Here is a 16,192-nt window from a genome sequence, read left to right on the forward strand (position 1 = left end):
ATGGTTGCATTTTCTTGAAGGTGCTTTGATTTGTCTCACGTTCAGGGGTCAGTCCCTATTCTCATGCAAACACTCTTTTTTATTGAATTAAAGTTTCTATTGCTTGTCGCTGCGCAGGCTTGATATTTATTATCGAGCGGATATTTTGAGCTTTAACTGACGATGCTTCATTAAGCTATCGGAATTCTGTGATGAATTCCACTATCGCCTACAAATATTGAAACGTTTCCAAAATTATTATTGAAACGTTTCCACTTTGGTGTTATTATAGATTTGCTAGAGAGTTTGGGGGTATAAAATGACAAGTATTAAAGATGTAGCAAACTTAGCCGGCGTTGCTGTAGGAACGGTATCAAGAGTCATTAACAGCTCTGGCGCTGTAAAACCCAAGACACGCAAAAAAGTAGAGGAAGCCATTCAAGAACTGAATTATTTCCCAAATGAAGTAGCTCGGAATTTCAAGATGCAGAAATCTAAGATGGTAGCTCTGCTACTTCCAAGCATCTGGAATCCATTCTTTTCTGAATTGGCTTATTACATTGAGGATGAATTGGACCGAGAAGGCTTTAAGCTTATGTTATGCAACAGCGGCGGGAAGCCTGAGAAGGAGCTGTATTATCTGGAAATGCTTCGGCAGAACAAAGTGGCTGGCATTGTTGGCATAACTTACAACGATATTGAGAATAATGTGAGTAATGACATTCCGATTGTAAGCATCGACAGACACTTTAACAAAAGTATTACCTGTGTGACTTCAGATAATTATGAGGGAGGACGTCTTGCTTTAAGGGAGCTTGTGAAAGCGGGAGCAAGGAAGACGGCTTTTATGGGAAGCGTCACTTCTGTTTTTAGCGAAACCATGAACCGTAGACAAGGATTCATTCACGAAGCGGAAGCTTTGGGGATTGATTATATCATCTACGAGAAGCCAGATCCCATAGTGGATGAGAATGCCTTTATTAACGAGTTCCTTAACGAGCATGGCGATGTAGATGGTATTTTTGCGATTACCGATATGCTGGCTGCCAACTATATAGATAAAGCACGAAGGCAGGGGATTCGCATTCCAGAAGATGTAAAAGTCGTAGGTTATGATGGAATTCAGGATAATCCTTATTTTCATCCTATCTTATCAACGATCAGGCAGCCGGTGGAAGAGATGGCACGCATGACAATCAGACTACTTTATAACAAAATCGAAGGTATACCTTTAGACAAGCAAGTGTATCATATCCCCGTTATTTTCAAGCAAGGTGAAACTACATGATTCCATTTGGATTCCATTTGGATTGGAAAACTTCAGCGCATTTGTGTAATGAAATTCTTACTGAAGTTTTTCCCCCTAAATTGGAAACGTTTCAAAAACACTTAAATTACCTAGCTCTTATAAATGATTGAAAAAAATCAGCTTAATCGGTTGATTCTTGATATAGATTTACCAACCCAGGTTTCTCTAAATCTAAATTGGAAACGTTTCAAAAATGATTACTTATAAAAGAAAGGGAGAATAATCGTGAATTCAACAACCAGTAGGGGGGATCATCCAATGATCAAACCAAAACATAACATGTGGAGCAGGTTAAAACGTGACTATGAGTTGTACCTGTTTTTATTGCCGGTCATTATTCTGTACCTCGTATTTAAATATTATCCGATGTATGGGGTGCAAATTGCTTTTAAAGATTTCTCACCAAGTCGGGGGGTCTGGGGAAGTGAGTGGGTTGGATTCCAGCACTTTATAGATTTTTTCAATTCTTATAACTTCTGGACCATTATCACGAATACGCTCTCACTCAGTTTCCTTTCGTTGTTGTTTGGCTTCCCGGCTCCAATCATAATCGCGATTATGCTGAATCAGATGCTGGGTAAGACGTACAAGAAATTTGTACAGACAGTGATTTATGCACCGCACTTTATATCTACCGTTGTGCTAATCGGCATGCTTAAAGTTTTTTTGTCTCCAAATAGCGGAATTGTGAATCACGTCATCACCTTGTTCGGAGGAGATCCAATTCTGTTTATGGCCGATGCAGGCTGGTTTCGTCCTCTGTATATACTATCAGGTATCTGGCAGGAAACAGGATTTGCCACAATTATCTACCTTGCTGCTCTTGCCGGTGTCAATCCAGAACTACATGAAGCGGCGATTATGGATGGAGCGAGTAAATGGAAGCGTGTATGGTATGTGGATATTCCAAGCATTCTGCCGACGATCGTTATTCTGCTGATTCTCGCACTTGGCAACATTATGAGCATCGGCTTTGAGAAAGCGTTCCTTATGCAGAGCGATTTGAATTATGCTACCTCCAATATTATCCCAACCTATGTATATGAAATGGGAATTCAGAAGGCTCAATACAGTTTTTCTACGGCAGTTGGCCTATTCAACTCTTTAATTAATATTATTCTGATTTTCACCGTAAACCGGATTGCCAAAAAAATGACAGAAACCAGTCTCTGGTAAGGAGGAATACTTTTGAATTCATTATTGAAGCGAAAGAGCAGAGGAGACGCATGGTTTGACATCATCAATTACTTTCTGTTGACCATCATTATGCTGCTCGTATTATATCCGTTGTACTTTGTGCTGGTTGCATCACTTAGTGATCCCAATTATATCTACTCAGGTGAGGTTTGGCTGTTTCCGAAAGGCTTCACGCTAGACGGTTATGAGCGGATCTTCAGCGATTCCTCCATATGGATCGGATATGCCAATTCGATTTTATATGCAACGCTGGGAACATTAATTGGAGTAACCGTGACTGTGTTTGCGGCCTACCCGTTAGCCCGTAGAAATCTGGCGGGAAAATCAGCGATTATGTGGTTCTTGCTGGTCACCATGTTCTTTAGCGGCGGGTTAATTCCAACTTATTTACTGATTAAGGATCTGCATTTGCTGAATACGATGTGGGCACTTGTCATACCCGGAGCAGGCGGTGTATTCAATATCATCATTGTAAGAACCTTTTTTCAGTCATCTATCCCGGATGAGATGTGGGAAGCAGCCTCAATTGACGGGTGTTCCAACACTAGATTCTTTTGGAGTATCGTCTTACCCTTGTCCAAGTCCATCCTGGCGGTAATGGTGTTGTATCATGTTGTTGGCTTCTGGAATGGGTTCTTCGATGCTTTAATTTACCTGAACGATGAGAGCAAGTATCCGCTACAACTGGTGCTTCGCAACATCCTTGTCCAGAATCAGGTGAACTCCGGCATGATGATCGATGTGGAATCCTACGCAGCCAAGATGCGTGTTACAGAACTGATCAAATACGGTGTCATTATGGTATCCAGTTTGCCGCTGCTCATATTGTATCCTTTCCTGCAGAAGTATTTTGTTAAAGGTGTAATGATCGGCTCGATCAAAGGCTGATGCTTGCAGGATCTTGAAGGGGGGGATGCACAAGAGCAGATGAATACGGAGGAAAAGGAATATAAGATTTACGCTTGCGGAACGAAATAAGGGGAGGTTATGTACAAATGAAATCTTTATTCAAAGGTGCTGGAATTGTAATGCTAGCTGGAGCCCTTGCGGTAAGCGGGTGCTCAGGAAATGGTAACGGGGCAAATAATCAGGCTGAAAGTAAGAATCAGGAAGCGAATTTTAATCAAACCGGTCTTCCGATAGTTAACGAAGCAGTGTCATTAAGAATGGTATCCCCGAAAGCAGCATTGGCACCAGAGTTCTCGGAAATGGAAATTTTCAGGCGTCTGGAGAAGGATACCAATGTAAAAGTTAATTGGGAGAATATTCCTGACACCGATTATGCAGAAAAGAAAAATCTGCTGCTCGCCAGTGGTGATTTGCCGGATGCCTTTTATGCAGCAGGATTCACTGATTACGAGTTAATCAATTACGGTAAAGATGGGACCATTATTCCGCTTGAGAATTTAATTGATCAGTACGCTCCTAATTTGAAAGCGCTTCTCGATCGCCGGCCTGATATCAAATCATCGATCACGGCACCGGATGGGCACATTTACGGGCTGCCTTCATGGGAGGAAAATAACCTTGGAACAAATCCCTTCTTTCACGTTATAAATAAAGCTTGGTTAGATAAGCTCGGCTTGAAGGTGCCACAGACACTGGAGGAATACACGGAAGCTCTGCTCGCTTTTAAAACACAGGATCCGAACGGTAATGGGAAGCAGGATGAAATCCCGTTAAGTTTCATGCATATGCAGTGGTGTATGGATATTGCCGGACTATTCGGAGCATTTGGACTTCCGGATAATCTGGAACACAGGGTCGTCCGCGACGGGAAAGTTATTTTCACCGCGACACAGCCTGAATATAAGGAAGCTGTGAACTATTTCCACGAAAAATGGTATAAGCAGGGTTTGATTGACCCAGAATCCTTCACTCAGGACGCAGCTCAGTATCTGGCCAAAGGTAAAACTACCGATGAAACGCTCGGATCCTATGTCTGGTGGGAAGTAGAAGAGGTTGTCGGTACCGAACGCGCCAAGGATTATGTTCTGTTGTCTCCGCTGAAAGGACCGGATGGGGATCAAACGATTGGACGCGCCAATGGCGGTGGCCCTGGTCGCGGATCTTTTGTAATTACCAAAGGGAACAGCAATCCGGAAATCACGATGCGCTGGATCGACCAGCAGTTTGAACCGTACATGGCTTCTCAAATCCACTGGGGTCCGCTGGATATCGTGTACAAGAAGGACCAAAACGGGAAATTAGTCAATCTGCCGCTTCCTGAGGGAACATCTGCAGGTGAATTCCGTCAAAAGGTTGCTCCGGGATCGGGCGCACCTGGCGTCATTGCTTTTGAAGACTTCGGAAAAGTTGTAGATATGGAACCTCGTGCCCAGCAGCGAGCTGAGGATCTGGAGCAATACTACAATCCATATATGGAAAAGGAAAACTATCCGGGTATCTTCTTCGAGCCGGAGGAACTGGATAAAATCAACAAAATTGAGCCTGAACTTATTAAGTACGTAAATACTCAAAGAGGAAGATTCATTGTGGATGGTGGCGCAGATAAGGAATGGGACAACTATCTGAAGACACTGGACAAGATGGGCCTAAAAGAATTATTGGAAATCTATCAAACCGGTCTGGATCGTTATAATGCAAATTTGAAAAAATAAATAAATAGATGATAGGTGGGGAGAAACTGTGCTTGATGTTATCGCCATAGGAGAAGTATTGATAGACTTTACTCCGGCAGGTCGTTCAGCCGGTGGGAACGAGCAGTTTGAATGCAATCCGGGAGGGGCTCCGGCTAACGTGGTTGCTGCACTATCCCGATTAGGCTCCAGAACAGCATTAATCAGCAAGGTCGGGGAGGATCAATTCGGTTCCTTGCTGCACCGAACACTGCAAAGCAGCGGTGTCGATGTATCTGAAGTATCCTTCACAAATGAAGTGAGCACAACGCTGGCCTTTGTCCATCTGGATGACAAAGGAGACAGATCGTTCAGCTTCTTCCGTAAGCCGGGAGCAGATACATTCTTGGACCCTACGGATGTCCCGCTGGACCGGATTGAAACCTGCAAAGCTTTACATTATGGCTCATTGTCCATGACACATGAACCGGCACGCAGCGCAACCAAAACGGCAGTTCTCAAAGCCAAGGAATCAGGAGTGTTGCTCTCTTTCGATCCGAATATCCGCTTTTCGTTATGGGAGAGCACGGAGGAAGCCAGACAAAATATTTATTGGGGCATGAATTATGCCGATATTTTGAAAATATCGGAAGAAGAGCTTTCTTTTATCACAGGTACCAGCGATGTTGAAAAAGGTTCAATGGAATTGGCGCAGCAATTTGATATTAAACTTGTTGTCGTCACTCTAGCGGAAAAAGGCTGCTATTACCGTATGGGTGGCCAGGATGGATATGTACAGGGGTTTGAGGTCAATGTTATCGACACGACAGGAGCAGGCGATGCTTTTCTTGGCTGCTTGTTATATAAAATCCTGGAAAACGAAAGTTCTTTGCATGATCTAACCGACCAGCAAATGATTAGCATGCTGACCTTTGCCAATGCTGGAGGAGCGTTAGTTACAACACGAAAAGGGGCTCTTGGATCTATGCCGACGACAGATGAGATTAACCAGAAAATAGAGTCCGATCAACAGAATAATGCCGAGCGTTTCAGACCAGGGTTTCATTTCTCGCCTCCCTCCAACTGGGCGAATGATCCGAATGGATTAGTTTATTATGAGGGAAGCTATCATCTCTTTTACCAAAATCATCCTTACAGTAATAAATGGGGGCCGATGCACTGGGGTCATGCTGTAAGTAAGGACCTGGTTCACTGGGAGCACGCACCTATTGCTTTATTTCCGGATGAGCATGGGGCTATTTTTTCCGGATGCTGTGTAGTGGACTGGAAGAATAGTAGCGGTTTATTCGAAGATTCCCATGGACTTGTTGCGATCTTTACCCATGCGGATATCAACCCGGTGACGAGTCAGCCTCGCCAGCGGCAAAGCTTGGCTTACAGCCGCGATAACGGCCAAACCTGGCACAAGTATGAAGGGAATCCAGTCCTAGCAGAGGATGATCTGATAGACTTCCGGGATCCGAAGGTATTCTGGCATCCGCAAAGTGAGCGGTGGGTTATGGTTATTGTAGCAGGAGACCACGCCAGGTTCTACGGATCCACAAATTTGCTTGAATGGTCGCTGACCGGCGAATTCGGCAGTAGTGACGGCTCGCATGACGGCGTTTGGGAATGTCCTGATCTGTTTGCATTGCCAGTTGATGAGACTGGACTATCTAAATGGGTGCTTATTATAAGTATCGGGGATCATCCTGATTGTCCGGAAGGATCACGTACACAATATTTTATTGGAGAATTCGATGGAAATACGTTTATAAATGACAATCCTGCTGACAAAATCTTATGGCTGGATCATGGCAGAGACAATTATGCGGGAGTTACTTGGTCGGATATTCCTGAGCAAGATGGACGGCGCGTAATGATTGGGTGGATGAGTAATTGGAAGTATGCCAACGAGACGCCTACCGGTTCCTGGAGAGGTGCAATGACCCTGCCCCGCACCTTGTCGTTAACCAGCATGGACGAGGGGGTAGTTCTAACCCAAATGCCTGTGCGGGAAGTAGCGCAGCTGCGCAAGGATTCCATGAGTTGGCAGGCAGTCACCGTTACGCGGGATGTCCCGTTTTTGCAGCAGACAAATATGGATCTGCTAGAGATTGAGGCTGAGATCGATGTCCGGTCGGGGGGCGAGGTGCAAGTTCACCTGAAATCTTCTAGTCAGAGCGAAATCATAATCGGATATGACCCCGCTGAGCAGTGGCTGTTCATCGACCGCTCAAAATCAGGCATAACTGACTTCCACTCTCAATTTGGATGTAAACACGGTGCCGTTGTGGCTGCTGCGGATGGAAGACTGAAGCTTCATATCTGGCTGGACCGCAATTCGGTGGAAGTATACGCGGATCAAGGGAAGGTTGTGCTGACAGATCAGATATTCCCAGACGCACCAATTGAGAAGTGTGAGATTAGCACGAAATCAGGGCAGATTGGATTAGATTCACTTCAGATCCATACTCTTGACTCCATTCATAATCCGGCTGGCACACCGGCGCATACTGTAGGGGGGAATGAGGCATGAGCCGCAAAGCTGACGACCTGGGGTTGATGATGCATTGGGCTTTTGACGAAGGAAACGGAGCAAGTGCTCTAGAGAGCGTATCCCAAGTCCGAAATGAAATTCAATATGTATTTAATCAAGCCGAATTTACCGAACCGCGCAATCCGCAGTGGACACAGGGAGTGGCGGGAAGCAGTCTCCTCTTCGATGGTTACTCAACATACATTGCCCATCCCATGCACGGAGAGGAGAGAAATCCCGTGCCGGTATCACTTCCGGCACTAAGTATCGGAGTATGGGTGGCGCCCCGGTTCTATGATTGGGGTCATGAAGGCAAACTGACAGCCATTGTGAACCGCCATGATATGGAGCGCAAACAGGGATATCTGCTGGGTATGTTCCGGCACGGCGCCTGGTCCTTTCAGGTTGGGCTGGAAGGAGGGGAATGGAAGGAAATTTGGTCGCCGGACGGCTATGAACTGCCCAAGAATCAGTGGTCTTATGTGAATGCTGTGTTTGATGGTAACGGGGGTGAACTTAAGCTGTATTTGAACGGTAATGAAATCGCTTCGACGGGCTTACCCCGCGGTTCACGGTTGGCAGAGGCGGTCGGGACAGAACTGCTCATTGGCAAGAATAATCACAGCAGCATGCTGGCAGGCGTGTTCAGCCTTCAGATGTTCAGCGGAATGATGGATGAGCTCAAGATTTATAACACAGTCCTTAGCAGGGAAGAAGTAGCGGCTTCGTATCAGCTTGTGCTGGACTCCGCACACGGAGGCGTCAAGCCGCATGTGGATTATGACACGATCAAGCTGGACCGGTCACCTCTGTTGCTGGATCGGCACAGACCGCAATATCATGTCAGCCCACCTGCTCATTGGATGAATGAACCTCATGCGCCGATCTTTTTTGACGGGCAATATCATTTGTTCTATCAGCACAATCCATTGGGGCCGTTCTTTTATCATATCCATTGGGGACATTGGGTAAGTGAGGATTTGGTACATTGGCGTGATCTTCCCGTAGCCTTGGCCCCTGAAAAGGATCACTTAGCACCTGACGGAATTTGGTCGGGAAGCGCGACTTATGATGCAGATGGCTTGCCTGTCTTGTTCTTTACAGCGGGCAATGACAGTGCTTCACCGAATCAGAGTGTGGCGCTTGCCCGGAGCACTTATTCCCAAGATAAAGAGCCGGATTTGGTTAAGTGGGTTAAACATCCGGATCCGCTCATCGTACAGGAGAAAGGAATGGGCGCATTCGGAGATTTTCGTGATCCTTTTGTCTGGAAGGACGATGACGGTTGGTATGCCTTGGTCGGGTCTGGAATCGAAGGCGAAGGTGGAGCAGCGCTTGGGTTTGCCTCTAAGGATATGATGACCTGGACGTACAAAGGGCCATTTTATCAAGCAGATATTCAGAAATTCCCGTATCTTGGGCCTATCTGGGAACTTCCTGTGCTTCTTCCTCTTGGTACCGATAAGCATGGTCATATTAAACATCTCCTATTGGTCAGTCCGGTAGGAAAGGGAGCTGATGTCGAAGTATTCTATTGGATTGGACAACTCGATAAACACAATCTTTCATTTATTCCAGATCAAGTAGAGCCAGAACTGATTGATGTCGGAGATTTCCATTTTACAGGGCCGAGTGGAATGGTGGATCCGAAGACAGGCAGAAAGATTATATTTACGATAGCTCAAGGCGATCGGACATCAGAGCTTGAATACCAATCGGGCTGGGCCCATAATGGTGGATTGCCGTTAAGTGTGTATCTGAGGGATGACGGGCGGTTGGGAATAGAGCCGATTCAGGAATTAGAGTCTTTGCGTGGTACTAAACTGCTATCGATTCGTGACAAATCTTTGGCTGAAGCAAATTTATCGCTAAGGAATGTTCGAGGTGACATGCTTGAGATTCAAGTGGAACTGGAACCTTGTAATTCTGCACAACTTGGAATTAAAGTTCGGTGTACGTCGGATGGAGAAGAAGAAACGCTGCTGTATTATGATTTTAATGAAGCTAAGCTCTTGGTAGACCGAACAAAAACGACACTGAATCCGGGTGAAAAGTGTAGAGGGATTCAAGGCGGTAAGCTGGAACTTCAAGGGGAGAATCTGAAGCTTCATATTTATTTGGATCGTTCCATGGTCGAAGCCTATGCCAATGGTTTGAAAAGCCTAACGACCCGGGTATATCCGAGCCGAATGGATGCTTTAGGTTTAGAGATATGGGGAGATGGCGAACCACTGATTAAATCCGTTGAAATATGGAATATGCAGTCCATTTGGTAACAGAAGCGCTTTGCGCTTCTTACCGCTTTGTTCAGACATAAAGATTTGTATCCTACTAATTGAAAGCGCTTTAATTAGTTGTTCTCCTTTCATGATTCGTTACAATTCATCCTTGTACAAGGAGAGCTTCTCGAAATTAGATGTCAAAGTTGCACGAATGAAAAATTATGTAGGAGGCTCTTGAATGAGAAAAATTAAGACTAAAAAACCTTGGATATCCAGAGTAGTGATTTTGGTTATGTTTCTCCAGCTTGTTGCTCCCGTAATTTCGGCAGGCGCTGATCCAGCGACTAACGCAGGAGATGCCCCTCTTCACAAGGAAAACAAGGGATTGTCTGTTACGGAATCAGTCTATCAAATTGTGAATCCTGGTTTTGAAACGGGTGACATGACGGGCTGGACCGTTATCAGGGGGAATGCATTTGGTACAAATAGCATATCAGGGGAATCCACCTGGTGGGCGGAACAAATCCCGTATAACCAGGAAGGCGCTTATCATTTAAACGGCTGGAAGTTTGATGAGGCTGCTACTGGAGTACTCCGGTCCAGCACCTTTGAATTAAAGGGCAGCGGTTGGATCAGCTTTAAGCTTGGCGGTGCAAAAAATTCTGGCAAGTTATATGTAAATATCGTGGAAGCGAATTCGGGTCAAGTGATTGCTAGGTACGGTAATAGCGCATTTGCAGACGTTAACTTCCCAAACCCTTCTCAGGGCATGCGCCTTGCTAATATGGAGCAATATAAGGCAAACCTCTCCGAATATCTGGGCAAGGATCTGTATGTGGAAATCGTGGATAATGCATCCACGGACTGGGGAGTGGTATTTGCTGACGCGTTTTTCATGTACCATGAATCAGAGCCATTGGAGGGCATTGTTGCCACAGATATCAAGCCCGATTTTGAACGCTATCAAATCCAGAATCCAAGCTTTGAAACCGGGGATATGACAGGCTGGACGGTTGTTGAAGGTGAAGCGTTCGGCCCGAACAGCGTGTCGGACGAAACAACCTATTGGGTTGAACAAATCCCGTACAACCAGGAAGGAAATTATCATTTAAACGGATGGAAGTATAACGAGACAGCGACAGGTAAGCTTCGCTCCAGCACCTTCGAGCTGGGAGGAACAGGCTGGATTACATTCAGGTTGGGCGGTGGCAAGCATACAGATCAAGTGTATTTAAGTGTTATTGATGCGGATACGGGAGACTTGATTGCGAGGTACGGCAACACTGAATTTAACGAGTCTGGGTTCCCTGATCCAGCACAGGGCTTGAGACTCGCGAATATGGAGCAATATAAAGCCGATCTTTCCAAGTATATCGGCAAGAATATGTATCTGGAGATCGTTGATAATGGATTCTCGGATTGGGGAGTGGTATTTGCGGACTCCTTCAACACCTTCAATGAACTTGTCCCGGAAGATGGGATCATGGCGGATAACATAATACCGACTGAAATCCAGAATCGCAGTTTTGAAACCGGAGATTTTGAAGGCTGGACCGTTGAAGGTGATGCTTTTCAGGTGACTGATGAAGCTATGGTCGGTAAAGAAGGAAGCTTCTATGCCAAGTCCTCTGAAGGAGGACAGGGCTCCTTGACTTCGGGTACCTTCACGCTTCAGGGAACCGGGACGATTAACTTCACCGTCTTAGGTATTGACAATCCGGATAATGCCTACGTCGCACTATACGATGCAAGCACTAACACGTTGCTTGAGAAAACTGGGGATGTCAGTGCGAATGAGAAAATTTCATGGAAAATGCAAGAGCACTACAATAAGAGGCTCTATATCAAGGTTATCGATCAATCCAATCAAGCCAGTATTGCTGTTGACGCTTTTCAAGCTCAGGGTACGGGCACCATTTTCTACATGAGTCTTGATGAAGGTGCCGGAAAAAAGGCGCTTGAGGAATTAAGCAATCTTGAACACGATGTGAATTATGTATTTAATAACGCTAGATACATGGCCTCGAAGGATCCGAGATGGACTCCGCGCGGAGTAAAAGGCGGTGCCTTGCTGTTCGATGGGTACTCAAATGAAATCAAGGTCAATGCAAAGAATTCTGTTCCAGTCAGTGACGCGTTAACGCTTGAAGCTTGGGTCGCACCGCGCAGCTATGAATGGGGGGATGGAAACAAGCTTTCTGGAATCGTGAGCCAGTCCGATCAGGATAAGGCAGAAGGGTTCGCACTTGGCATGTACAGGCATGGCGCATGGTCGATGCAGGTCGGGATCGGCGGTCAGTGGATTCAGGTATGGGTCAACGATCATCCACTCGAAAAATACAAGTGGAATTATGTCGCTGCAACGTTCGATAAAAAGGATGGGATGATTAAGTTATACCTAAACGGCCAGGAAGTAGCTTCCCAGTCAACACCAGTCAACATTCCCATTACACCATCTAGCGAAAACTTGATTATCGGAAAAAATAATAAACCGGTAGAGTTGGCAGGCTTGTTCTCTTTCAATATGTTCTCAGGACTCATCGATGAAGTGAAGCTGCAAAATAAAGCTCTGACTGGCCAGGAAATCCTTGCTGAATATGAGAATGTAAAGGCTCTTCACAGCGGTGTGATTCCAGAAATACCAAATGACGACATTGATGAGGATCCTGCTGTGTTCGACGGTGATCAGCACCGTCCGCAGTACCATGCGATGCCTCCTCAAAACTGGATGAATGAAGCGCATGCCCCGATTTATTTTAACGGCAAATACCATTTATTTTATCAGCATAACCCTCAAGGCCCTTACTGGCATCAAATCCACTGGGGACATTGGGTTAGCGACGATATGGTGCATTGGGAAAATGCAAGACCTGCACTTGCGCCTGAAGCAGGTACCCTTGATCCAGATGGTGCATGGTCAGGCAGCGCAGCGTATGACCGCGACGGCAATCCTGTTTTGTTTTACACTGCTGGCAATGACTCTATGTCGCCGAACCAAAGAACAGGGCTTGCGACTCCAGTCGACCTGTCGGACCCTAATTTAGAGAAATGGAATAAATATCCTGAACCGGTTACAGAGCAAAATGGAAACGGTATTCATAATGAGTTCAGGGACCCGTTTGTATGGTATGACAAAGAAACAGACAAGTGGTATCAACTAGTAACATCGGGTCTTCAAGACTTCAATAGCGGCACAGCATTGGTATACGTTTCCGATGATATGTACAACTGGGAGTATAAGGGACCATTATTCGTCAGTGACAGAAGCCTGTACCCGGAGCTTGGTACGGTATGGGAACTGCCAGTATTACTACCGATAGGTGAAGATAGCACGGGCAATCAAAAGTATATCTTCATGATTAATCCACATGAAAAGCCGGAGCAAGTTCCACCGGCGAACGATGTGCAAAGAGATGTTGAGGTTTTTTACTGGATTGGAACCTGGGACCGGGACAATTTTAAATTTATACCTGATCAGGAGGAACCATCTAAATTAGATGTGGGTGATGGCTATTTAACCGCAGAGAGTGGTATGGTCACCCCTGACGGAAGAACGGTCATCTATTCCATGGTGCAGAATGTAAGAACGCCTCAAGCTGAATATCAGGCCGGTTGGGCTCATAATCTAGCACTTCCGGTTTCATTAAGCCTGGATGAGCATGATGAATTGCGCATTGAACCGATTCAAGAATTGCAGAGTCTGCGAGGAGAAAAATTGGTAAGTTTTTCAGAGAAAAATTTACAGACTGCCAATCAATTGATCCACAATATCAAAGGCGACATGCTGGAGATTATGATGGAAATTGACCCGGGCGAAGCCGAGAAATTTGGTCTTAAGGTGCGGCGCTCTGATAACGGGCAGGAAGAAACGCTGATTTATTATGACAAGACGAATGGTACCTTCAATGTGGACCGGACTAAGAGCAGTATTGATCCGGATGTTCGTGTGGATGGCATTCAAGGCGGATATGTGGATCTGGACGGAGAGAACCTGAAACTGCATATTTTTCTCGACCGATCGGTTGTCGAAGCATTTGCCAATAACAAGAAAAAACTGACAACCCGCGTTTACGTAGGCAGATATGACTCATTGGGCTTGCAGGTCTGGGGAGACAATGAAATTACGGTCAAGTCGATGGAAGTATGGGAGATGAATGCATTGACGGGTGAACCGGCTGCTCCGGTCTATGTACCTGATAACTGGGACAACTCGGTGTACACCGATATTACGGATTTGTCTAACCATGACTTTGCTACAGGTGATTTAACAGGCTGGATTACAGAAGGAGACGCTTTCCAGGAGGCTCATGTGACTAATACCCAGCTTTTCTGGGAGACGATCTACTTCAATCCGTCACATAAAATTCCTGGCGGCTATCATTTGTGGGGCTTTAACGAGGGGGCGGGCGGTGACAGCTTGACGGGAACGTTGAAATCACAGAATTTCGTCCTCGGCGGTAACGGCAAGATTAACTTCCTGGTTAGCGGTGGGCGTGATATCGATAAGCTATATGTAGCGCTGGTGCGGGCATCGGACGGCAAAGAGCTGTTTAAAGAGACTGCCACGAATTATGAGGAGTATCAGCGTAAGATTTGGGATGCGTCGCAATATATCGGCGATGAGCTTTACCTGAAGGTGGTTGACCAATCAACCGGCGGCTTTGGTCACATTAATGTTGATGACTTCAATGTACCGGTTAAGGTGATCGATCCAATCAACGAAGGTCCTACCAGCCCGCCAAACAACTCTGTGGTGACTGCAAGCAAACCGAATAATCAGAGCAGTTTGTCATTTGAAATGGCTAAAGGAGAACGGCAGCTGCTGTTCCCGGTTAAAACAGCGGGAAATGACGGCAAGAACGCTTTGAAGATTAAAAATAGCGGGACCGAAATTGAAGTTCCCGTAGAAGTATTAAAAGATTTGCAGGGGCTGGTTACAAAAGACGAACTTGAACATGCGCAAATCTCATTTGAAATGGACTCATTATCTGCTGATCAGTTCAAAGAACTTCTTGATCGTACCAAAAACAAGAATAAAGCAGAAATATCTGCTTTAGGAGATGTCTATAATTTCAAATTATCTATTATAAAAGCCGATGGAACAGTTCTGCAGCTTAAAAAATTCTCCAAGCCGGTCACAATTAGGCTGAGTGTAAATGAGACTTCTCATCAGACACAGAGAGGCATTTATTTTATCACTGAAGACGGTAGCATGGAATATGTCGGCGGTGCGAGTGTAAACGGTAAACTGATTGCGGAAGTAAGCCATTTCAGTATGTATGGCGTCTTCAACTATGACAAATCGTTTGATGATATTCAGGCGTCGTATTGGGCCTATGATGTAATAAAAAAGATGGCCGCCAAACAAATTGTTTTTGGTGTAAGTGAAACGTTATTTGCACCGAAACAATTCGTGACCAGAGCTGAATTCGCATCGTTAATCGGCCGGGCTCTCCGGCTGGAATCCTCGAAGCCAGCCTCGTTCAAGGATGTTGTTCCAACTAAGTGGTACGCTTCGTCGATTGCTGCAACATCAGAAGCCGGAATAGTATCCGGAAGAAGTGTTGATACATTTGCGCCGGAGGATGCCTTAAGCCGGGAGGAGATGGCGGTTATGATTCTCAAAGCTTATGAATTCCATACAGGATGGAACGCTTCAACAAATGGAACGAACAGTTTCAAAGATGCCAGCCAAGTTAGCAGCTGGGCAAAGGATGCGGTCTCAGCTGTGAAGGAGCTTGGCTTAATCAGCGGCCGCGGTAACGAATTATTTATGCCACACGATAAAGTGAACCGCGCAGAAAGTGCGCAAATCCTTTCGCTATTGATTGATAGTATCGGAAATTACTGAAAGGAGAAAACAGCATATGAGAATTTTTCTATCGGCCGGATAATGCGTGGGTAGGGGATGTTATTCCTTATTAAGAAGATGGGGAGTTTAGCTATTCTATCTGCATGGTTGGAGAGATAATCACCGCGAGGGACTTGAACATGGCTGGCATTTACTTAGAACAAAGGATTTCGTGAATTACAGGGAAGACGGGGCTTGAAAGATTGAAGGCGGGACCGGACATATTCTGAAAGTAGACGATGTCTATCATATGTTTTATTGCATCTTTCCCTAAGGAAAACAGTTCGCCTGCCATGCCATCAGCAAAGATATGAAAACATGGGAGCCGGTCCCCGAAGATACTTTTGGTATTGAGAAAACTGTTGATACGACTTTGTAAATAAAGAGCATGCTCAGTGATTCAATCATGGAGTATGCTCTTTAGTATGGAATGAATTTTCTCCATTAGTGTCACATAATACCAGTGCATACAATGTCCGTTTTCATTGAAAGCAAAAGCACGTTAACGAATATTAG

At 45.4% G+C, this 16,192-nt stretch carries 7 protein-coding genes; all 7 read left to right on the forward strand.

What is annotated here, in order from left to right:
* The first annotated feature begins 298 nt into the window (after window positions 1-298).
* The 7 genes from AB4Z45_RS24765 (at window position 299) to AB4Z45_RS24795 (ending at window position 15,676) form a co-directional block, all read left to right on the forward strand.
* On the forward strand, window positions 299-1,267 hold the full coding sequence (locus AB4Z45_RS24765; protein WP_441912284.1) for a LacI family DNA-binding transcriptional regulator: 969 nt from the start codon (window positions 299-301) through the stop codon (window positions 1,265-1,267).
* Window positions 1,268-1,546: 279 nt separating this feature from the next.
* A complete protein-coding gene (locus tag AB4Z45_RS24770) occupies window positions 1,547-2,464 on the forward strand; it encodes an ABC transporter permease (protein ID WP_441912285.1) in 918 nt (305 codons plus the stop codon).
* Between the two features lie 12 nt (window positions 2,465-2,476).
* Window positions 2,477-3,373, forward strand: a complete 897-nt coding sequence (locus tag AB4Z45_RS24775) for a carbohydrate ABC transporter permease (RefSeq protein ID WP_141501059.1) — start codon at window positions 2,477-2,479, stop codon at window positions 3,371-3,373.
* 107 nt (window positions 3,374-3,480) lie between these two features.
* Entirely contained in the window at window positions 3,481-5,106 is a 1,626-nt protein-coding gene (locus AB4Z45_RS24780) for an ABC transporter substrate-binding protein (RefSeq protein ID WP_441912286.1), read from the forward strand.
* Window positions 5,107-5,134: 28 nt separating this feature from the next.
* Window positions 5,135-7,603: a PfkB family carbohydrate kinase gene (locus tag AB4Z45_RS24785; protein ID WP_441912287.1), complete on the forward strand. Its 2,469-nt coding sequence runs from the start codon at window positions 5,135-5,137 to the stop codon at window positions 7,601-7,603.
* Window positions 7,600-9,879, forward strand: coding sequence for a GH32 C-terminal domain-containing protein (locus AB4Z45_RS24790; RefSeq protein WP_441912288.1), 2,280 nt, complete (start codon window positions 7,600-7,602; stop codon window positions 9,877-9,879). Before AB4Z45_RS24785 ends, AB4Z45_RS24790 begins: the two co-directional genes overlap by 4 nt.
* Before the next feature lie 184 nt (window positions 9,880-10,063).
* Window positions 10,064-15,676, forward strand: coding sequence for an S-layer homology domain-containing protein (locus tag AB4Z45_RS24795; RefSeq protein ID WP_441912289.1), 5,613 nt, complete (start codon window positions 10,064-10,066; stop codon window positions 15,674-15,676).
* The last annotated feature ends 516 nt before the right edge of the window (window positions 15,677-16,192 follow it).

It is taken from the genome of Paenibacillus sp. MCAF9, from assembly GCF_052114265.1.
In the GTDB taxonomy this organism is placed as follows: Bacteria; Bacillota; Bacilli; order Paenibacillales; family Paenibacillaceae; genus Pristimantibacillus.